Below are 19395 nucleotides of genomic sequence, written 5' to 3'. Positions count from 1 at the left end.
TCATGACCACCACACCGAACCAAGAGGCCCACGGGATCGGGGTCTACGACCTCGACGCGGCTCGCCGCGCCCGTGAGGCCGCTCCTGAAGCCTCTGAGAGCACCAACGCTGCCCCGGCCATCGCCGAGAACGTCTCTGAGCGCGCTCAGGCCGCTCACGACAACACCGACGCCGCCGCCGAGGACGACACGGAGACGACTCCGGAGATCGTTGACGGTCAGGTCCTCGCCGTTCGCGACGACCGGTCCGGCACGGTCAAGGCTGCCCCGCGCCGGGAGATCCTGCCCGCCTGGGCCAAGGACCGCGAGTCGGCGAAGTCGGCGGCTGCGTGGGCGGTGAAGCACTACGGCCACACCACGACCTATCACGGGGTGCGTCTGCCGACGTACTACGCGAAGTTGGCCGCCCGGTCCCCGCTCGGCCTGGGCCGTGTCATGGCTATGTGCTGGGGCTGGATCTTCGACGCCGAGGACAAAGAGAACCGGATGACCGTACGCGGCAACACCCTCGACGCCGGGGCCTATCTCCGGCTGAGGGAGGACCACCGCCGCCAGATCAAAGCGCGCGTCTTCCTTGCGGTCCTGATGCTCCTGACCGTGGCCGGCATCGCCGCCTACGTCGTGTACGGGATCGACTCCCTGATGGTCCAGCTCGGTCTCGGCTTGGCCGCTCTGGCTGGTCTCGGCCTGCTCGGTCGCAACCCGGACAAGCCGATCACCGGCCGTGCCGTGGACACGGCCAAGGAGCCGCGGCTTACCTCGGACCTGATCCTCAACGCGCTCGGTTCGCTGGGTCTGGCGCGGCTGAACCAGGCCATGGCTAAGGAGGGTGCGAAGGCGATCGCGTTCGTCTCGCCGATCATGCGTGACGGTGCTGGGTTCCGTGCCGAACTCGACCTCCCGCCCGGGGTGACTGCCTCGGAGGTGATCGAGCAGCGCGACCGTCTCGCTTCGGGTCTGCGTCGCTCCCTGGGGAAGGTGTGGCCCGAGACCGACCCCGAGGTCCACGTCGGCCGCCTGGTCCTCTACGTCGCCGACAAGTCCCTGGCCCAGTCCAAGCCCGCGCCCTGGCCGCTGGCCACCTCCGGGAAGGTCAACGTGTTCGAGCCGATCCCGATCGGTGTCGACCAGCGTGGCCGCCCCGTGGTCGTGACCCTGATGTTCGCGACCGGTCTTATCGGTGCCCTGCCGCGCATGGGTAAGACGTTCACCCTGCGCCTGCTCTGCCTCGCTGCCGCGCTGGACCCGCGCGTCGAGCTGCACACCTACAACCTCAAGGGCGGATCCGACCTCGGGATGCTCGATGACGTCGCCCACGCCAACCGGTCCGGGGACGACCCCGAAGACATCGACTACCTCGTCCGCGACCTGCGGGAAGGGGCGATCGAGATGCGCCGCCGCTACAAGGCCATCAAGACCCTGCCCCGGGAGGTGTGCCCCGAGTCCAAGGTCACCGACGCTCTCGCCTCGGAGAAGTCCCTCAAACTGCACCCGATCTTCTGGGCCTTTGACGAGACACAGAAGATGTTCGAGCACCCCACCCACGGGGCCGAGATCGCCGAGATCGTCACCGACCTGGTCAAGCGCGGACCCGCGGTCGGGATCATGGTCTGGCTGGCCACCCAGCGCCCCGACGCCAAGTCCATCCCGACCGGCATCTCCGCGAACGCGGTCCTGCGGCTGTGCCTCAAGGTCATGGGACAGGTCGAGAACGACATGGTCCTGGGGACCTCGATGTACAAGTCCGGCATCCGCGCGACCACCTTCGGTCGTAAAGACCTCGGTATCGCCTACCTCGTCGGTGAGGGTGACGACCCGGTCATCGTCCGGTCCTCCTTCGTGGACGCGCCCGCCGCCGAGGTCATCTGTGCCCGTGCCCGTGCTGCGCGGTTGGCCGCTGGCCGCCTGACCGGAATGGCGGCCGGGGAGATCCTGCCCGACGACGACACCGGATCCATCCTGGACCACCTCCTCGCGGTCTGGCCCGAGCACGACCCGGAGTGGAGCAACGGGAAGGTCTGGTGCGACGAACTCGCCGCCCGCCTCGCCGAGCACAACGGGTCGCTCTATGGCGGGTGGACCGGGGAGCAGGTCACCGCTGCCGTCAAACCCCACGGGATCCGCACCGTCCAGGTCAAGAAGGTCATCGACGGCAAGCAGACCAACAAACGCGGTCTGGTCCGCCGCGACCTGACCGACACACTCGGCCACACCGACACCGACGACCCCGACAACCCGATCGGAGGTGTCCTTGCACCCGTCTGAACCCCGGAATCGGTAGCCGTAGCGGCTGCTACCCGTAGCACCCCTGCTACTACCGAAACTGCTACCTGACCAGCGACGTAGCGGAGTAGCCCTCCACTTCGCGCACCCGTTCGAACCCTGGATCCGGGCCGATCCGACCCCTCCTCCCGCCCGCTACCGCTACCCACCTCGCCCAACACCTCCACCCGGTAGCGGAGAAACCCTCCAGAAACGTCTCGCTGGCCCAAGTCCCTACCTCACCCATGCCCGAAACAGTCCGAAACAGGAGAACTCACCGCCATGAACGCGCACACCACCACCACCAAGAAACGGCCCTCTGGCCTCGCTGGTGTCGGCTACGGAATGACCTTCGTTGGCTTCGTCCAGGTCGCTGTGACCATCGCGCCGCAGGTCGCCGCGATGATCCCCGCCGCAGGTTCTGCCGCGCCCGCTGTCGGTGTAGCCGTCGCTCTCGCCGCTGATGTGGTGTGGGCTGCGCTGGGTCACACCACGATCGGTGCCTACAAGTCCGGACAGCGAGCCGCCGCCTACGGCTTCGGTGCCGCCACGGCGGTTGCTGTGGCCGCCTCGACGGTCCTGCTCGCTGCTGTCGGGCACATGGGCCCTTGGTCGGCGATTCCGGCGCTGGCTGCGCTGCTGCTGGTCGCTGACGGGATCCGCGACCAGGTCACCGTCTCCCCGGAGACTGCCGCGATCATCCGGTCCCGCACGGCAGAGATCCGCGACCAGCGAGCCCTGGCCGTGATCGAGGCTCGTCACGCCGCCCACATGGAGACCATCACCGGCTACGGCGAGTCGGCGCGGCTGGCCGCACGTACCCGTGCTCTGGCCGAGATCAAGGTGACCGTCGAGCGCGCCGAGAACCGCGCCGCGTCCCGGCTGACCAGGTCCGCCGAGAAGCACGCGGCCGGGGCGATCGCCTACGGCAAGCTGATCGGCCGTCAGGCGACCCTCACCCCTGACACAACCCCTGACACCAGGGCTGACACCGCGGGTGACACCGACCCTGACAACCACCCTCACGAGATCACTGCTCCCGGCTCCGCTGTCACCCCGGCTGTCAGTGTCGCGCCGACCCTGACTGTCATCCCTGACACCCACGACGACGCGCACCACAACGAGGACCACATCGACCAGTGCGCCATCTGCGATGAGCCGCTGAACGACGAGGACGGCGACCAGGTCCACGCCGCGTGCGCTGCGGTCGAGCTGCGCGCGTACGGGCTGCCCGTGCCCGAGGTCGCCGGGCTGCTCGACGTCTCCGACCGGACCGTCTACCGCTGGACCAATAGCAGGGCTGCGGGTGCCTGATGAGCCGCCCTCCCCGCCGTCCGCGCCGCCGCTATGTGCAGCGTCGCCGCCACTGGTGGCGCGACCTGATCACCAGCGAGTTTCACAACGCCTCGCACGCCTGGTTCCTCGCCGCTGAGGCCGAATCCCTGGGCTATCCGACCGAACTCGCCGAGTACGCCGCCGAGCACCCGCGACCGACCTTGAAGGGCTTCATGGTCGCCCTCGCCCGACCCGACCGCCACGAACCAGACCAGCACCACGACCAGCACGAATCCGAGGAAGGACAGATCGATGATGCAGCAGCAGCCTGACACCCTGACCGACAGCCTCACGACCGCTCTGGACTACGCCGCCCGTGGCTGGCGAGTCTTCCCCCTGCTGCCCGGCTCCAAGCGGCCCGCTACGCCGAACCACCGTGCCACCGACTGCGATGGCACCGCCCCGGGGTGCCGCACCACTCACGCCGGGTGGGAGCAACGCGCCACCATCCGCGCCGACAAGATCACCAAAGCATGGTCCAGCAACCCCGCCTACGGAGTCGGGATCGCCTGTGGGCCCTCCCGCCTGGTCGTGGTCGACCTCGACACCCACAAGCCCGGAACCGAGATCCCCGAACCGTGGAAGTCGTTCGAGATCACCACTGGCGCCGACGTGCTCGACCACCTCGCCGGAGTCCACGGCGGCACCATCACCCCGACCTACACCGTGCGCACCGTCTCCGGAGGAACCCACCTCTACTACGCTGCGCCGGCCGATGTGGCCTACGGCAACACAGCCGGAAAGATCGGCTGGTTGATCGACACCCGCGCCCACGGCGGATACGTCGCCGCACCGCCAACCAGCATCGGAGCTAGCGCGTACGACATCATCGACGACCGCCCGGCCGCACCGCTCCCGATGTTCCTGCTCGACCTCCTCACCCACGACCGCCGACCCGCCACCCGCACGTCACAGAACCGCTCTCAGGACGGTTCTAGGACACAGGCCCGACCACTACAGCCGATCGGGTCCGGCGAGCCACTGCGCGACCCGGACGCGTACGTAAACCGCGTCTTCGACATCGCGATCAACGGCGACCACGCAAACGGCGTCGCGGGTCTGCTGGACGCGACCAAGGGCGGCCGAAACGCCGCGCTCTTCGTCGCGGCCGCCACAGTCGGAAAGTTGGTTGCACGCGACCTGATCACCGAACACTCCGCGCTCGACCGGCTGTTGGTCGCTGCCGCTGGGCACATCGCCGCTCGCGCCTACACCGCCTACGAGGCCGAGAACACGATCCTGTCCGGCTTCCGCCGCGCCGCGACCCGGAGCGCCGCATGACCCACGCCTTCGACCAACGAGACGACCAGACAACGCCCAACTCGGAACCCAACCCGGAGGAACAACCCATGGCCGACGACACCACCACCGCCGAGAACGTCACGGTCAGCCCGGGTGAGGAAAGGCTCACCCCGGCCGACTTCGCGCCCAACGCGGGAGAGCTGCTGCTCAACGAGGTTCGCGATGCGATCGGGAAGTACGTCATCCTCCCCGATGCTCACGCCATGACCGGGGTCGTTCTCTGGATCGCCGCCACCCACGCCGTACCCGTGTGGGCCCACGCGCCCCGCCTGGTGATCCGTGCCCCGGAGAAACGATGCGGCAAGTCGCGGCTGCTCGACCTGGCCGAGGCGACCTGCCATGACCCGCTGCTCACCGTCAACGCCTCACCCAGCGCCGTTTACCGCTCCATCGGGATGAAGACGAAGAACCCGCCCACGATCCTGCTCGACGAGGCCGACACCATCTTCGGACCCAAGGCAGGCGAGAACGAAGACCTACGCGGCCTGCTCAACGCCGGACACCAGCGCAACCGGCCCGCGCTGCGCTACAACGCCGCTAACTCGAGCGTCGAGCGCATCCAGACATTCGCCATGGCCGCCCTCGCTGGGATCGGTGCGATGCCGGACACCATCGAGGACCGCGCCGTCGTTATCCGGATGCGTCGTCGCGCGCCTGGTGAGTCCGTCGCGCCGTACCGGACTCGCCGTGATGGTCCAGCGCTGGACAACCTCCGAAAGCGGCTGAACCAGTGGGTGGTCGCGCATCATGACCACCTCGGCACCGCCACCCCGGACATGCCGGTCGAGGACCGCGCCGCCGACACCTGGGAACCTCTGCTCGCGATCGCCGACCTTGCCGGAGGCGACTGGCCCGAGATCGGCCGCGAAGCCTGCGTCACCCTCACCGAGACCCGCGACGCCAACGCACAGACCACCCTGCAAACCCGACTGCTGACCGACTGCCGTACCGCGTTCGGTGACGCCGAAGCGCTGCCCACCTCGGTCCTGCTCGACCGGCTCAAGGACGACCCCGAGGCACCGTGGGCGACCTACTCCAACCCGCTGCAAGGTCTGACCGCGATGAAACTCGGTTTCCTGCTGCGCGACTTCGACATCCGATCCGACACGATCCGGTTCGACACCGGACAAGCCAAGGGCTACCAGCGTGCCGCGTTCGCCGACGCCTGGGCCCGCTACTGCGCACCCGCCCCAACCTGCCTCATCTGCCGCCAACCTCTCGCGATCGACGACGGCACCCGCACACACCCGACCTGCGACCCGGAGGCCCGTCGATGACCACCCACCCCACCCGACCGGCGACACGTCGAGGGCCCCAAGCCGTACCAGCCGTACCAGCCGTACCAAGACCCTGTTTTCCGAGGTCAGGCCACGATTCCGAGTGGTACGGCTTGGGAAATCGAGCCGTACCAAAGCCGTACCAGAAATCCCAAGCCGTACCAGCCGTACCAAAGCCGTACCACCCAAAATCCGCACCTGACCAGCCGAAACACGCCGTTGGTACGGCTGGTACGGCTGGTACGGCTCACCCCACCTCAACCCACAACACGAGCGCCAAGGAGGCCCACTGATGAGCAAGATCAGCCGCCGCGATCACCTGGCCGTCGCGGGATCAGCCAACGACCCGAACGATGTGCTGCCGATCCTCTGGACATCGCGCGAGGTCGCCGAAGCGCTCAAGGTGACGCCGTCGACGCTCTGCCGCTGGCGGGCAACCGGCAAGGGACCTCGCGTCTACTGGCTCTCTCCTGACTCGCCCCGCTATCGCCGTAGCGACGTGCTCGCCTGGCTTGAGGAGGTGGCCGCGTGAACGTCCGGAAGATGACGAACGGTCGCTGGCAAGCGCGACTGAAGCAAGGTCGGGTCGACATCGGCACAAAGATGTTCGACACCCGCCGCGAGGCTGTCGACTGGCTCACCCGCGAGCGTGCCGCGCTCGCGGGTGGGTTCGACCGCCGCGCCGGACAGATCACCGTCCGCAAGGCCTTGCCGATGTGGCTCGATGAGCGCAAGGCGACCGTCGCCCCCAAGACGTACACCGCAGATGCCGCGCTCCCGCGCCTAACACCGCCCGCGCTGTCAGCCCTGCAGATCGGCAGTGTGACCGAACGCGAGGTCTCCCGCGCGCTGGTCGCGCTCCGCCGCCGAGGCCTCGCCGAGAAGTCGGTCAAGCGCTACCGGGCGTCACTGTCTTCGTTCTTCGCATGGGCAGTCCGAGAACGCATGGTCCAGCACAACCCCGTCACACCAACCCGAGTACCCAAAGCAAGTGAGGTAGCCACCGAGATGCACCCCTTCAGCGAGACCGAGCTAGAGACCTTCGTCCTCGATGCCGCCCACCTCGCATCGAGGGACTCCGTCAGTCTGATTCGAGCAGCAGAGCGAACACGCGACCTCGCCCGACTCTCGGACATCCTGCTGGTCGCGGGATGGACCGGGCTCCGCTGGTCGGAGCTGCGTGAGGTTCGAGTGAGCGACGTCGTATTCGACCCCATGCCGGGCATCTACGTTCGACGCGCAGCACCCGAGGGAGGCGAAGCCAAGACAACCAAGTCCGGGAAGTCCCGATTCGTGCCGCTCGCGGACCGCATCCTCCCGACCGTCAAAGACCTGATCGCCGGACGCACCACCCGCGATCTGGTGTTCGTCACCGCCACTGGTCACCGGTTGCACGCGAGCGCCGTCAAGCGGGCCGTCGACTGGGAGCTGATCTCGCACGGCCGCAGAATTCACGATCTGCGCCACACGGCCGCCTGCCTGTGGCTGGCGAAGGGCGTGCCCGCGACCACGGTTCAGGCATGGATGGGGCATGCCTCAATCGCGACGACAAACATCTATCTGCACCACCTCGGGACCGTCGCAGATGAGGCCGGATTGGCCCGCCTGAACGGCTCGGGGGGAATCCGGGGGGAATCCGCCGAATAACGGCAGCACAAACAAGCAAGAACCCCGCCTGACTCTCTGCGTTTCCGCAGGTCAGGCGGGGTTCTTCTTTGGTGGAGCTGAGGGGATTCGAACCCCTGGCCTTCTCATTGCGAACGAGACGCGCTACCAACTGCGCCACAGCCCCAAGCGATGAGAAACGTTAGCACCTCGTCGCGGGTGTTACCGAATCAGGATCGCTTCAGGTGCCGGTGGCGCGGTTGCGCGCAGCCTCGGCGGCCTCGGCCGCGGCACGCTCGGCCTCCTCGGCCTGACGGACGAGCTCGGAGTCGGCTGCGTTGCGACCCGAGCTCCACACGCCGGTGGCGTCCAGGTCGATGGTGCGCACGGTGCGGCGCGGCGCGGCCTCCTTGGAGACGTACGTCGGCAGCGGTGTCTGCACCGGCTTCCAGGAGCCCGCGGGGAGATGCTCGCCGGTGTCGTCGTGCTCGACGACGGCGACCAGGTCGCCGGTGTCCTGGTCGATGTCGAAGGTGACCCGAGGCGGGGCTGCCGGCTCGGGCTCGGGGAGGTCCTCGGGGAACGGGATCCGTGCCCAGATCTCGCGCTGGTGGCGCACGCTGAACCGGCAGGTGACCAGCCAGGCGACGACCAGCGCACCCGGGATCGTGATCCACACCGGCCCGAAGACACCGAAGCCGGCGAGAGCGCCGACCAGGACCAGACCGAAGACGAGCACACCGAGCACGATGCTGCGGCGCTTGGCCGCGGCGCGGGCCACGCGGCGGCGTACGGCCATCGGGACGGGTCGCGGAGCAGGCTCCTCGGCCTCGTCGATCTCGATCTCCGCCTCGACCTCGGGCTCGGGCTCGGACTTCTTCGACGACTTCTCGGTCACCAGGCCGGTGGAGTCCTTGCTGGTGGCCTCTCGGCGTGCGAGGATCCTGCGGGACTTGGAGATCGCGACGCTCGCCCGGCTCTTCGTCCCGTCCTCGGCCGTCGCGTTCTGCTCGAGCGCTTTAGGCACCAAGTACACCGCCCACGCCACGGCGAGGGCGACGAAGATGAGTGCGCTCGGGTCCACGTCAAGAAGCGTAGGAGCCATTACCAGCCCGTAGGCGGACGTGCTGTGGTGTGTCGCGTGTGACTTGTGTGATTTCAGCAGGACACGCCGAAGTCAATGCCTCATTCAGGTGACAAACCCAGTCTGGCCAGCATTCCTTGGTGACATTCTTCAACCGTTATCGCGAAGATACGGTGATCTCTCCAGGCGCCGTCGATATGCAGAAAGCGAGGCGCATAGCCGATCTCGTTGATGCCCAGCTTCTCCACGATGCGCAGCGAGTTGGAGTTCTCCGGCCGGATACAGATCTCGATCCGATGCAGCTTGGCGGTGGTGAAACAGTGGTCGATGACCAGCGCCACCGCCAGCGGCATCACTCCTCGCCCGGCGAAGCCCTGGTCGATCCAATAGCCGATCGAGGCGAACTGCGCCGAGCCGCGCACGATGTTGTTGACCGTGACCTGACCAGCGAAAACACCGTCGACCTCGATCGCGAACGGGTAGGTGAGCCCGCGCTTGGCCTGCCGCCGAAGACGACGTACGAGGCTCGCGAAGGTCGTGGGCCGGGCGGTAGATCCCGGCGGCACGGTCGCGTCCCACTGGTGCAGCCAAACGGCCGAGCGGCGGCGCGCATCGGTCCACGCCTTGGCGTCGGTCCGGTCGAGAGGACGTACGGTCACCGCACCGTGGGAGAGTACGGCGGGCCAGCCGGGATCAGTGGTCACTGCCGACCGACTGCTCCACAGCGTGGGGCAGCACTGGACGCAATACGTCGATCGCGTCCTTCACACCGCCCCTGGACCCGGGAAGGTTCACCACCACGCACGCTCCGATCTGACCGGCCAGACCGCGGGACAGTAGCGCCGTCGGGATGCCCTTGGCCACTCCGGCCGCTCTGATGCCCTCGGCGATGCCGGGGATCTCGCGGTCGAGCAGCGGACGGGTGACCTCGGGGGTGCGGTCGGTGGGGGTCAGCCCGGTGCCGCCGGTGGTGAGGACGACCCGTGCCCCCGCCTCGGCGGCGCGGGCGATCGCCTCGCCGACCGGGTCGCCGTCGCGTACGACCTCGGGTGGCCCGACCTCGAAGCCGAGCTCTTCCAGGAAGGCGACCAGGAGCGGCCCGGTGGTGTCCTCGTAGACACCGGCCGCGGCGCGGTTGGAGGCCACGACGACGGTCGCGCTGAGACTCATCGCTGGAAAGCTCCTGACTTTCCGCCGGTCTTGGTCTCGACCCGGATATCGGTGATGACCGCTCGCTTGTCGACGGCCTTGATCATGTCGACCACGGTCAGACCGGCGACAGCGACGGCGGTCATCGCCTCCATCTCGACACCGGTGCGGTCGGTGGTCTTCACGGTCGCGGTGATCTCGACGGCGTCGTCGGCGACGCTCAGCTCGACCTTGACGCCCGAGACCGCCAACGGGTGGCACAGCGGGATCAGGTCGGGGGTCTTCTTGGCACCCATGATCCCGGCGATGCGGGCGACGGCGAGCGCGTCACCCTTGGGTACGCCGTCGCCGCGGAGCAGCTCGATGACCTCAGGTGAGACCAGAACACGTCCGGACGCCGTGGCAGCGCGGGCGGTGACCGCCTTCTCGGAGACGTCGACCATCCGGGCGGCGCCGGTCTCGTCGACGTGAGTGAGCCGGGGCTCGCTGGCGGCCATCAGAACTCCACGTCCAGCTCGATCACGTCGACCTCGGCGGCCTTGTCGAGGGAGGTCGTCTCCGGCGGGACGACGATCAGGCAGTTCGCGCCGGCGAGGTCACCGATCAGGTGAGATCCCGGTCCGCCGATGGGCGAGACGGTGGCGCTGGAGGCGTCGTACCAACCACGGCGATACTGCTCCTTGCCCTTCGGGGAGCGCACCTCGTGGGTCAGGGCGGCGCGGCGTACGGGTCGGGCCTCGGGGGTCATGCCCATCAGCCGGCGCAGCGCGGGGAGCACGAAGAGCTCGAAGGAGACGAACGAGGAGACGGGGTTTCCCGGGAGGCACATGACGGGCACGCGCTCGTCGCCGATCCGGCCGAACCCCTGGGGCTTGCCCGGCTGCATGGCGACCGGGCCGAACCAGACACCCTCCGGGGCCAGCGCCTCCTTGACCACGTCGTAGTCGCCCATCGAGACGCCGCCGGAGGTGACGACGAGGTCGGCGCGGACGAGCTGGTCGGAGAGCGCGGTCATGAATGCGCGCGGCTCGTCCGGCACGATCCCGACGCGGTAGGCGATCGCGCCGGCCCGGCGAGCCGCGCCGGCGAGGAGGAAGGAGTTGCCGTCGTAGATCGAATCGTGGCCCAGCGTCTCGCCGGGCTCGCGCAGCTCGGTGCCGGTCGAGAGTACGACGACGCGAGGCCGAGAACGCACCGCCACCTGGGCGCGGCCGACGGAGGCGATCAGCCCCAGATGACGCGGGCCGAGCACCGTTCCCGCGGGAACGAGCAGGTCGCCCTCGGTGACGTCCTCGCCCGCGTAGCGGACATGCTGGGCCTCCTTCGGCGCCTGCCGGATCTCGACCGTGGCGACGCCGCGGTCGGTCCACTCGTAGGGCACGACCGTGTCGGCACCCGTCGGCAGCGGGGCGCCGGTCATGATCTTCGCCGCCGCACGAGGTGGGAGCGCCAGCAGCGACGCCTGTCCGGCGCCGATCTCGCCGAGCACCGGCAACCGCACCGGGGTCTCGGCCGAGGTCGTCGCGACATCTGCGTACCGGACCGCGTAGCCGTCCATCGAGGAGTTGTCGAAGCTCGGCAGGGCGACCTCGGCATGGATGTCCTCGGCCACCGCCAGTCCGAGGCAGTCCATCAGGGGCTGCGGGTAGGCCGGCATCGGCTCGAGGTCGTCGAGAATGCGCTGGCGATATTCGTGGGGCGTCACTTTGGAAACACTAGTCGCCCGCGGCCGTGTTCTGCGCTGCCCCTCGCATCCCAACTCGACCCGTGTGGATCAGTCGTAGGTCAGTCGGAGAGGACCGTGGCGGGCGCGACCCGTTCGGCGTTGGCGCCGTCGAGCGAGACCGCGCCGATCACCTGGACGCCCTTGCCGAAGGTCCAGTCGCCGTTGATGGTCAGCGCGGACGCCTTGCGCAACGACGGGGCGCCCTCGGGGAAGCGCTCGTCAAAGGTCGAGACGTACTTGTAGTAGTCGCTGTCCAGGTCGATGAACGGCACCACCTCGGCGACCTGGTCGAGCACGAAGTCGTCGCCGATGTCATAGACGTCGGAGCGGAGGACGAGCAGGTCGTTGGTCGTCTTGACCGGTACGAACCGGTCGCGCGTGACCTCGATCAGCTGCGAGCCCTCGAAGACCTCGATCGCGGCCCCCATGGCGGTCTCGATCTGGACGACCTTCGGGGTCTTCGGGTCGGCGGGATCGACGGTCTTCTCGTTGCGGATCAGCGGCAGTCCGAGGATGCCGTCGCGCTCGGTCAGGACCTTCTTGAGCGCCTTGAGGTCGAACCAGATGTTGTTGGTCGAGCAGTACTTGTGGCGGCTGAGGTCCTGCAGCGCCACCTTGTCCTCGTCGCGAGTCTGCGCGGTCTCTCGCAGGATGAGCCGGCCGTCGGACCTGCGGCGCGCAAAGTGACCGCCCTTGCGGTCGCTCGGGGTGCGGCGTACGGCCTCGATCGCGAAGGGAGCTCCGCTCTTCGCGAACCAGCCGGCGACCTTCTCGTCGGGGACGGCGCCGAGGTTGTCGGAGTTGGAGACGAAGACCCGCTCGTAGCCCTGCTCGATGAGCAGGTCGAGGAGCCCGGTGTCGAGCAGCGCGGTGTAGATGTCGCCGTGGCCCGGCGGGCACCACTCGAGCTCGGGGTCCTTGGGCCACTCGACCGGGGACAGGTCGTCGACGAGCAGCCGCGGCTCGCGGTTCTGCAGGAACTCCAGCGGCAGACCCTCGACCGGCAGGTCGTGGTAGCGCTCGAGCGCGGCCAGGCTGTCCTCGGAGGTGCGGAAGGAGTTCATCAGCAGCAGCGGGAGGCGGACGTCGTACTTCTCGCGCATGTGCAGGACCTGGCGGGCGATCACGTCCAGGAAGCTCAGACCCTTGCGCACGCACAGCAGCGACTTCGCGCGGTCCATGCCCATCGAGGTGCCGAGGCCGCCGTTGAGCTTGATCACCGCGGTGGTCGAGATGGCGGCGTGCGCCTCCTCGTCGGTGACCTCGGCGTCGCTGATCGACGGGATGTCGACCGGCTCGATCGCGTCCTCCGGGATCATGCCGGTCTCGCCGTGCTCGAGCTGGCGGTAGTAATGTGCGAATGTCTGCACGGCGACGTCTTCCACGCCGGCATCGCGCATCTTCGCCATTGCCTTGGCCAAACCTGGGCTACCCATAGAGGAAAGCCTAGGCTGTCGTTGTGTCGGGTTCACACACCCCTCCGGGTTCTGACGGTCCAGCCCCCGCTGACTTCGTGGGGCGCAAGACTGCCTTACGAGACCAGCTGCTCACCACTCGGGGCCGCATCGGGCTCCCCGGGCTCGGTTCGCTCGCGCGTTCGCTGGCGCAAGTGGTCATCGAAATTCCAGAGGTACGCCGCGCCGCATCCGTCGCGCTCTACGTCTCGATCGGCACCGAACCGGGCACCGGACCGCTTCTCGACGAGCTGGACGCGGCCGGAAAACGTGTCCTGCTCCCCTGTCTGCTGCCGGACAACGATCTGGACTGGGCCGCCTACGACGGCGAGCTGGTCCGGGCGCCCCGCGGGCTGCTGGAGCCCGGTGGGGAGCGGTTGGGCGTCTCCGCGATCGCCGGCGCTGACGTCGTACTGGTCCCGGGTCTTGCCGTCGACCTGCAGGGCCATCGAATGGGACGGGGCGGCGGCTCCTACGACCGCATCCTCGCTCGGGTGCCGGCTGGGACGCTCACCTGCGTACTCCTCTATCCGTGGGAGATCGGTGTCTCGGTGCCCGTGGAGCCCCATGACCAGGCTGTGGGAGCGGCCGCGAGCGCGGAGGGAATGCAGCGCTTCTCCTAGGCGTTCGCTAATATTGGCAGTCGCGCCTGTCGAGTGCCAGATTCTGTCTAGGAGAAACGTGCCCACCTATCAGTACGCCTGCACCGAGTGCGGCCACGCCTTCGACCAGTTCCAGAGCTTCAGCGAGGCTTCGCTGACCGAGTGCCCCGAGTGCAGCGGCAAGCTGCGCAAGGTCTTCAGTGCCGCCGGGGTCGTCTTCAAGGGCTCCGGCTTCTACCGCACCGACTCCCGCTCGGGCTCGACGACCTCGAGCTCCTCGGACTCGAGCTCTTCGTCGACCTCCGCGCCCGCGCCCGCCGCGGCCTCCAGCTCCTCAGACTGACGCCGAGGCGTCACTCGCGTCGGCCGAGTTGGCACCGCATTGCCAGCTCGAACGACGTAAGTGACGTCTCGCCAGGTGGTTATCCACAGGTTTTTGCACAGGGAGTTCGTGACTGTGGATAGTGAGATGCGGGGACCGCGGGGGCGACTTAGCGTGCCCGCATGTTCACTCGAATCACGTCCGTCGCCCGCCGCGTACGCCGCGGGGTCCTCGCCCATCGCCGCCTGCTGGCGTTCCTGCTGACCGCCTCGGCGGTCGCGATCGGGTTGTCGGCCACCCGGCCAGACCCACCCGACACCTCGACGATGGCGGTCGCCTCCCGAGATCTTCCGGTCGGCACGGTCCTCACCGCCGCCGACCTGACCGACGTCGAGACCGACCCCGGCAGCATGCCCGCAGATCTGGCCGAAGACCCGCTCGGTGAGCGGCTCGCGGCCCCGCTGCGGCGCGGCGAGCCCGTCACCGACGTACGCCTCGTGGGTCCGTCGTTGACCGAAGGCCGTCCCGACCTGGTCGCCGTGCCCGTCCGGCTCCCCGACGCCGAGATGGCCGGGCTGCTCCACGTCGGCGACACCGTCGACCTCTACGCCACCGATCCCGCCACCGCCGAGACCGCCCGGGTCACCACCGACACGCTGATCCTCAGCCTCCCTCGAGCCGCCGGAACGAACCGCGATGATTCTTCAGCACAGGGAAAGACCGACGGGTTCGGCGTCACGAACGCTTCGGCGGGGCGTCTGGTCATCGTCGGAGTCGCCGCGAACAGCGTCGAGGACGTCACATCAGCAGGGGTGGGCGGTTACCTCACCTTTGCGTACTGACGTCCACAGCACGCCACATCCGGGGTCTCCTACACCTCACACAATGAGCAACAGGAGAAAGCAAGACATGAACGGTTTCAAGAAGTTCCTGCTCCAAGGCGACCTGATCAAGCTAGCGGTCGCGTTCATCATGGGCGCCGCCTTCGCCTCCGTGGTCACCGCCACAGTCGACGTCATCATGGACCTGATCGGAAAGGTCGGCGGCACGCCGAACTTCTCGAACTACGAGCCGGGTGGCGTCAGCCTCGGCGCCTGGCTCACCGCGGTCATCGCCTTCGTCATCATGGCCGCAGTGGTCTACTTCATGATCGTCAAGCCCTACACCCACGCCAAGGAGCGTTACTTCCCGGAGCCCGAGCCGGGCGAGACCGAGATCGACATCCTCAAGCAGATCCGCGACCGCCTCAGCGGCAGCTGACCGGTTCGAACCCAGGTGCCGTCTCACCCACCGTGGTGAGGCGGCACCTGCGATTTCAGCCATCGATCCGACGCCGACTCGCCTGACTCCCCCGACTCCGCCGACGGCTCGCGCTCGTCCTTGGTCGTCTCGGGAAGTACGTCACCGAAGATCCGCGCCAGCCTCTGCTTGCGCTTCCACTCCGGCTCCTTCGGCTCAACGGGTTCGGACATCAGCACAGCCCTGCTCGTTCGCGGGCCGCCTTCGCATCCTCGGCGATCTGGGCGAGCTCCTCCTCGGAGGCGCCGCTGCTCTCACCGCCGGCCGCCGAGCCTGCCGAATCAGTGGAATCGGGCTCGTCGCTGGGCGCCGATCCGGCGGTCTCGCCGTCGGTCGCACCGTCGGTTGCACCCTCACCCGCCGCTGCGTCGTCCGGCTTCTTGCTCTTCTTGCCGGAGGCCTCCCCGGCGTCCAGGGCGCCGGCGGCGATCTTCTTGGTCAGCGGCTTGTCGTTGGCGATCGCCTTGAAGACGTTCTTCGCCTTCTCCTTGTCGAGGACGACGGTGTTTTCATTCTGAGGATCGGTGACCACCGGAATCGTGAGGAACTTGATGTTCTCCATCCCGATGCTCTGGAAGCCGACCCCGATCTGGGCCATCGTGTCGAGGTTGTCCTTGAGAGCCTCGTCCATCGTCAGCCCCTTGGTCGCAGCATTCAGGAAGCTGAGCACCTTTGTAGGACTGGACAGCGTGTCGCCGGAGAGCAACTTGGCCGCCATCGACCCGATGAAAGCCTGCTGACGCCTGGACCGATCGAGGTCACCGCCATCGCCGAGGCCGTGCCGCAGGCGCACATAGTTGAGGGCTTGCTCGCCGGTCAGCTTCTGCTTGCCAGCGTCGAAGTGAGCGCCGGTGTACTTGTCGTCGACCTCTTCAGGAAGACAGACGTCGACCCCCTCGATGGCATCGACCATGCCCTTGAAGCTTGCGAAGTCCACCACCACGACATGGTTGACCGTGATGTCGCACTTCTTGCCGCACATCTCACTGGCGACAGACTCCAGCTGGTCGATCGTGCACTTCGGACCGGCCGTCGCGTACGCCTCGTTCCACCGCACATACTCGGCAGGCGAGGTCTTATCGCCGTCTTCGGTCTTGCAGGAGGGCCGGTCCACCATCGTGTCGCGAGGGATGGAGACGCCGTAGGCGAACTCTCGGTTGGCGGAGAGGTGCAGCAGGATGTTGGTGTCCGAGCCGCCACCGCTCTCGCCGTCCAGGCCGCAGCCCTTGCAGTCACGGCTGTCCGAACCCATCACCAGGATGTTGATCGGTTCCTTCGGCCCGATGTCAGCGGCCTTCTCGCCGAGACTGACGGTGTCGATGTTCGACCGGAGGTGGCGATAGGTGTAGACGGTGAACAGCCCGACGACCAGCGCCACCACGAGCAAGGTCGAGCTGAGCACCTGCCACACGCTGATCCGCGGCTTGTCGCGATCCTCGCGCTCGTCGGCCGGATAGGGAGCGTACGGCTCCTCGTAGCCATCCTGGGGCGCATAGTCGTCGTAGGGCTCGTCGTCGTAACCCGCTGCGTACGCAGCGTCCCGGCGCCCGGGGGCGGGGTAGGCCTCGTGGCGGGCCTCGTGCAGCTCGTCGCGTGAGGTCGTACGCCCATGGGGCTGCTCAGGTGGGGCCGGGCGCGGCGCGACGGTGGTCGCACCGGGGTCGTTCCAGTCGAACTCGCGGGCAGCCGGCGGAGCGAGCTGCTGGTCGGGGGTCTTGGGCGCCGGCGGAGCCGGCTGGGGGTCTTGGCGATACCACTCCTGCGCAGGCGCGACCGCGGTCTCCTCGGCAGAGGGCACGGGGTGTACAGGGGGAACGGGAGTCGGTGCCGGAGGTGCGTGACGCGCGCGGCGCGGCGTCTCCCGCAGCGGCGGGGCCACCATCGTCGCGTCGGGGTCGTCCCACTCCTGAGGGGCGGGCGGGGCAGGCGTCGGGGTGGCCCGCGAGCTCCCCCGGCCCATCGCCTGGTAGCGCTCGGCCCGGGGCACCTCTCTTTGAGCCGGCTCCCGCCGCGTCGGCTCAGCGCGCGCTGGTTCGGGGCGTGCAGGTTCGGGGCGTGCAGGTTCGGGGCGTGCAGGTTCGGGGCGCGGCGGGCGTGAGGCCGGGGTCTCCGCCTGAGGCGGTTCCTGGCGGACCGGGCGCGCAGCCCGGCGGCCGCCACCCGACGGCGCAGGGCCGGGAGGCGGTGGCGACACGAACTCGGGCTGCGGACGCGCGGCCCGCCGTCCACCACCAGGCTCTGCCGACGGCTGGTCGATCGGTACGTCGGCGGCCCGAGCACCACGGCCGGAACGAGTCCCTCCGAACTCCTCGTCTGCAGCTTCGTCGGCGCCGTACATCCACTCGAATCCGGACACGCCCGAGCCTGCGTCCTCACCCCCACGTCGGGGAGGCATGGAGGGGCTAGGCATAGATCACCGTCACTCGTCGCTTGGTATGGGGGGGATTCGGGTTGAGTCGACGGTGACTCAACCTACGCGAGAATCCCAAGTTTGACCTGAGACCGCTTCGAACCCCAAACCGTAGTATGACTCGTCACCATGGCAAGATATCTGCGAACGCCCCAGTAGCTCAGTGGATAGAGCAGCCGCCTCCTAAGCGAAAGGTCGCAAGTTCGACTCTTGCCTGGGGCACCGATACCAGACATATCCCCGTGACACCGCGCCCTACGACGCGTCGACGACCTCGAACCGGATCCCAGCGGCCTGCAGACGTGCCAGCAGCGCATCCCCCATCGCTACCGCCGTGGTGACCGATCCGGAGGTCTCGGGGAGCGTGTCGAAGGCGAGGCACAGCGCCGACTCGGCGAGCATCTTCGCGGTCTCCGTGTAGCCCGGGTCACCGCCGGAGACCTTGGTGTGGATCTTCCGGTCGCCGCACTCGGCGACGAAGTCGACGGTGAACCACGACTTCTCACGGCGACCCTCGGAGGGTCCGGTGCCCTGCTTGACCCGCTCGCCGAGCTTGGCCCGCAACGGCGGCACCTGCATCGCGAGCGCGAGGCCACCGACACCGACGGCGCCGCCGACGGCGAACCTCAACGTCTTGGTGCCGGCGAAGTGCGAGTAGGTGAACGAGGGGCCGTACGCCTCCAGCGCCTGGCCGGACCGAGCGACGATGAACGGGTCGAGGGTCGGCAGCGGCAGCAGCCAGTAGCCCAGCTCGCGATCACGGCCGGCCGTAGGCTTCGCCGGTCGCGACCTGCGCCCCACCGGCCGCTCCTCGAGCGCCCGACGCTCGCGCGACGCCGCTGCCATCTGCCGCGGCCGCGACATCTGCCCCAGCGCCGAGTGGAAGGTGCCGCCGGAGAAGGTGGCGTTGGAGCGTACGACGCCCTTCATCGTCAGCGGTTCGGTGATCTCGCCGCCAGCGGCCAGCTCGCGCACGGTGTAGAAGGCGCCGAGGTCGTGCGGGATCGAGTCGAACCCGCAGGCGTGCACGATCCGGGCGCCGTTGGCGCGGGCGACGGCGTCGTAGTTCACGAACATCTTGTCGACGAACTCCGGCTCTCCGGTCAGGTCGACGTAGTCGGTGCCGGCCTCCGCACACGCCTTGACCAGGGGCTCGCCGAACTCCAGGTAAGGCCCGACCGTGGTGATCACGACCCTCGCACGAGCCGCCAGCGCGACCAACGAGGAGGAGTCGTTCACGTCAGCCTGGATGAGCTCGACGTCGGCGGAGCCCAGCGCGTCCCGCACGGCCTCGAGCCGCGACAGGGAGCGGCCGGCGAGCGCCCACCGCAGCCCCTGGGGCGCGTGCTCAGCGAGATATTCGGCCACCAGCCCTCCCGTGAATCCGGTCGCGCCGAACAGGACGATGTCGAGATCGCGAGGGTTCGTCATAACCGCTACCTTTCCAGAAGCAACGAAATCCGAGACGGCACGGGTCTTGGAGTGATCAAATGTTGCATCAAGAGGGATACGCTTAGGCGGTTTCTTTTGTGGATGAAACATTGAAATGAACGGCCAGACACCATCCCC

20 protein-coding genes and 2 tRNA genes are annotated in these 19395 nt (G+C 68.0%); 12 read left to right on the top strand and 10 right to left on the bottom strand.

Annotated features, from left to right (window positions below; genetic code table 11):
- Window positions 1–2: 2 nt before the first annotated feature.
- From BJ988_RS27665 to BJ988_RS27635, 7 genes are all read left to right on the top strand, one after another.
- Complete coding sequence (locus BJ988_RS27665) at window positions 3–2264, top strand: cell division protein FtsK (protein ID WP_179661029.1); 2262 nt, start codon at window positions 3–5, stop codon at window positions 2262–2264.
- A gap of 279 nt (window positions 2265–2543) precedes the next feature.
- On the top strand, window positions 2544–3575 hold the full coding sequence (locus BJ988_RS27660; protein WP_179661028.1) for a helix-turn-helix domain-containing protein: 1032 nt from the start codon (window positions 2544–2546) through the stop codon (window positions 3573–3575).
- Window positions 3575–3868: a hypothetical protein gene (locus BJ988_RS27655; protein WP_179661027.1), complete on the top strand. Its 294-nt coding sequence runs from the start codon at window positions 3575–3577 to the stop codon at window positions 3866–3868. Before BJ988_RS27660 ends, BJ988_RS27655 begins: the two co-directional genes overlap by 1 nt.
- A complete protein-coding gene (locus BJ988_RS27650) occupies window positions 3849–4877 on the top strand; it encodes a bifunctional DNA primase/polymerase (protein WP_179661026.1) in 1029 nt (342 codons plus the stop codon). Before BJ988_RS27655 ends, BJ988_RS27650 begins: the two co-directional genes overlap by 20 nt.
- Window positions 4874–6175: a DUF3631 domain-containing protein gene (locus BJ988_RS27645; RefSeq protein WP_246321592.1), complete on the top strand. Its 1302-nt coding sequence runs from the start codon at window positions 4874–4876 to the stop codon at window positions 6173–6175. The genes BJ988_RS27650 and BJ988_RS27645 overlap by 4 nt, the downstream gene beginning before the upstream one ends.
- 292 nt (window positions 6176–6467) lie before the next feature.
- Window positions 6468–6707: a helix-turn-helix transcriptional regulator gene (locus tag BJ988_RS27640; protein ID WP_179661025.1), complete on the top strand. Its 240-nt coding sequence runs from the start codon at window positions 6468–6470 to the stop codon at window positions 6705–6707.
- Window positions 6704–7822 (top strand): tyrosine-type recombinase/integrase, encoded by a 1119-nt coding sequence (locus BJ988_RS27635; protein ID WP_343051811.1) that lies wholly within the window; start codon window positions 6704–6706, stop codon window positions 7820–7822. The genes BJ988_RS27640 and BJ988_RS27635 overlap by 4 nt, the downstream gene beginning before the upstream one ends.
- A gap of 69 nt (window positions 7823–7891) precedes the next feature.
- Here the strand turns inward: BJ988_RS27635 and BJ988_RS27630 are convergent.
- The 7 genes from BJ988_RS27630 to BJ988_RS27600 all read right to left on the bottom strand — a co-directional run bounded on the left by BJ988_RS27630 (window position 7892) and on the right by BJ988_RS27600 (window position 13175).
- Window positions 7892–7967 (bottom strand) — tRNA-Ala (locus BJ988_RS27630).
- Window positions 7968–8021: 54 nt separating this feature from the next.
- Window positions 8022–8864 carry a divisome protein SepX/GlpR gene (gene sepX, locus BJ988_RS27625; RefSeq protein WP_179661024.1) on the bottom strand — a complete coding sequence of 281 codons (843 nt, stop codon included), beginning with the start codon at window positions 8862–8864 and terminating at the stop codon, window positions 8022–8024.
- A 101-nt stretch (window positions 8865–8965) separates the two neighbouring features.
- Window positions 8966–9568, bottom strand: a complete 603-nt coding sequence (locus tag BJ988_RS27620) for a GNAT family N-acetyltransferase (protein WP_179661023.1) — start codon at window positions 9566–9568, stop codon at window positions 8966–8968.
- Window positions 9558–10034, bottom strand: a complete 477-nt coding sequence (locus BJ988_RS27615) for a MogA/MoaB family molybdenum cofactor biosynthesis protein (RefSeq protein WP_179661022.1) — start codon at window positions 10032–10034, stop codon at window positions 9558–9560. Before BJ988_RS27615 ends, BJ988_RS27620 begins: the two co-directional genes overlap by 11 nt.
- Window positions 10031–10510 carry a cyclic pyranopterin monophosphate synthase MoaC gene (gene moaC, locus BJ988_RS27610; protein ID WP_179661021.1) on the bottom strand — a complete coding sequence of 160 codons (480 nt, stop codon included), beginning with the start codon at window positions 10508–10510 and terminating at the stop codon, window positions 10031–10033. The genes BJ988_RS27615 and moaC overlap by 4 nt, the downstream gene beginning before the upstream one ends.
- On the bottom strand, window positions 10510–11718 hold the full coding sequence (gene glp / locus BJ988_RS27605) for a molybdotransferase-like divisome protein Glp (protein WP_179661020.1): 1209 nt from the start codon (window positions 11716–11718) through the stop codon (window positions 10510–10512). The genes moaC and glp overlap by 1 nt, the downstream gene beginning before the upstream one ends.
- Before the next feature lie 80 nt (window positions 11719–11798).
- Complete coding sequence (locus BJ988_RS27600) at window positions 11799–13175, bottom strand: UTP--glucose-1-phosphate uridylyltransferase (RefSeq protein ID WP_179661019.1); 1377 nt, start codon at window positions 13173–13175, stop codon at window positions 11799–11801.
- Window positions 13176–13252: 77 nt separating this feature from the next.
- Between BJ988_RS27600 and BJ988_RS27595 the strand changes: the two genes are divergently transcribed.
- From BJ988_RS27595 to BJ988_RS27580, 4 genes are all read left to right on the top strand, one after another.
- A complete protein-coding gene (locus BJ988_RS27595) occupies window positions 13253–13816 on the top strand; it encodes a 5-formyltetrahydrofolate cyclo-ligase (RefSeq protein ID WP_179661018.1) in 564 nt (187 codons plus the stop codon).
- 58 nt (window positions 13817–13874) lie between these two features.
- A complete protein-coding gene (locus BJ988_RS27590; protein WP_179661017.1) occupies window positions 13875–14138 on the top strand; it encodes an FmdB family zinc ribbon protein in 264 nt (87 codons plus the stop codon).
- 161 nt (window positions 14139–14299) lie between these two features.
- On the top strand, window positions 14300–14959 hold the full coding sequence (locus tag BJ988_RS27585; RefSeq protein ID WP_179661016.1) for an SAF domain-containing protein: 660 nt from the start codon (window positions 14300–14302) through the stop codon (window positions 14957–14959).
- A gap of 67 nt (window positions 14960–15026) precedes the next feature.
- The gene (locus tag BJ988_RS27580) at window positions 15027–15377 is read left to right on the top strand and encodes an MscL family protein (protein ID WP_179661015.1); all 351 of its coding nucleotides are present in this window, start codon (window positions 15027–15029) and stop codon (window positions 15375–15377) included.
- Between the two features lie 23 nt (window positions 15378–15400).
- On the opposite strand, the gene BJ988_RS27575 is transcribed toward BJ988_RS27580, so the two are convergent.
- On the bottom strand, window positions 15401–15589 hold the full coding sequence (locus tag BJ988_RS27575; RefSeq protein ID WP_179661014.1) for a hypothetical protein: 189 nt from the start codon (window positions 15587–15589) through the stop codon (window positions 15401–15403).
- Window positions 15589–17403: an LCP family glycopolymer transferase gene (locus BJ988_RS31505; protein ID WP_179661013.1), complete on the bottom strand. Its 1815-nt coding sequence runs from the start codon at window positions 17401–17403 to the stop codon at window positions 15589–15591. Before BJ988_RS31505 ends, BJ988_RS27575 begins: the two co-directional genes overlap by 1 nt.
- A 572-nt stretch (window positions 17404–17975) precedes the next feature.
- Between BJ988_RS31505 and BJ988_RS27565 the strand changes: the two genes are divergently transcribed.
- Window positions 17976–18048 (top strand) — tRNA-Arg (locus BJ988_RS27565).
- 33 nt (window positions 18049–18081) lie between these two features.
- Here the strand turns inward: BJ988_RS27565 and BJ988_RS27560 are convergent.
- A complete protein-coding gene (locus BJ988_RS27560; RefSeq protein ID WP_179661012.1) occupies window positions 18082–19257 on the bottom strand; it encodes a saccharopine dehydrogenase family protein in 1176 nt (391 codons plus the stop codon).
- Window positions 19258–19395: the final 138 nt, after the last annotated feature.

It is taken from the genome of Nocardioides panzhihuensis (assembly GCF_013408335.1).
GTDB lineage: Bacteria > Actinomycetota > Actinomycetes > Propionibacteriales > Nocardioidaceae > Nocardioides > Nocardioides panzhihuensis.
Note: the sequence above shows the minus strand (reverse complement) of the source record. Positions and strands in the feature narration are given on the sequence as shown.

Bases quoted from the DNA above. Each gene is read 5' to 3' on its own strand.
- BJ988_RS27665 (WP_179661029.1), top strand. From the start codon at position 3: ATGACCACCACACCGAACCAAGAGGCCCACGGGATCGGGGTCTACGAC.
- BJ988_RS27660 (WP_179661028.1), top strand. From the start codon at position 2,544: ATGAACGCGCACACCACCACCACCAAGAAACGGCCCTCTGGCCTCGCT.
- BJ988_RS27655 (WP_179661027.1), top strand. From the start codon at position 3,575: ATGAGCCGCCCTCCCCGCCGTCCGCGCCGCCGCTATGTGCAGCGTCGC.
- BJ988_RS27650 (WP_179661026.1), top strand. From the start codon at position 3,849: ATGATGCAGCAGCAGCCTGACACCCTGACCGACAGCCTCACGACCGCT.
- BJ988_RS27645 (WP_246321592.1), top strand. From the start codon at position 4,874: ATGACCCACGCCTTCGACCAACGAGACGACCAGACAACGCCCAACTCG.
- BJ988_RS27640 (WP_179661025.1), top strand. From the start codon at position 6,468: ATGAGCAAGATCAGCCGCCGCGATCACCTGGCCGTCGCGGGATCAGCC.
- BJ988_RS27615 (WP_179661022.1), bottom strand. From the start codon at position 10,034: ATGAGTCTCAGCGCGACCGTCGTCGTGGCCTCCAACCGCGCCGCGGCC.
- moaC (WP_179661021.1), bottom strand. From the start codon at position 10,510: ATGGCCGCCAGCGAGCCCCGGCTCACTCACGTCGACGAGACCGGCGCC.
- BJ988_RS27600 (WP_179661019.1), bottom strand. From the start codon at position 13,175: ATGGGTAGCCCAGGTTTGGCCAAGGCAATGGCGAAGATGCGCGATGCC.
- BJ988_RS27585 (WP_179661016.1), top strand. From the start codon at position 14,300: ATGTTCACTCGAATCACGTCCGTCGCCCGCCGCGTACGCCGCGGGGTC.
- BJ988_RS27580 (WP_179661015.1), top strand. From the start codon at position 15,027: ATGAACGGTTTCAAGAAGTTCCTGCTCCAAGGCGACCTGATCAAGCTA.
- BJ988_RS27575 (WP_179661014.1), bottom strand. From the start codon at position 15,589: ATGTCCGAACCCGTTGAGCCGAAGGAGCCGGAGTGGAAGCGCAAGCAG.
- BJ988_RS27560 (WP_179661012.1), bottom strand. From the start codon at position 19,257: ATGACGAACCCTCGCGATCTCGACATCGTCCTGTTCGGCGCGACCGGA.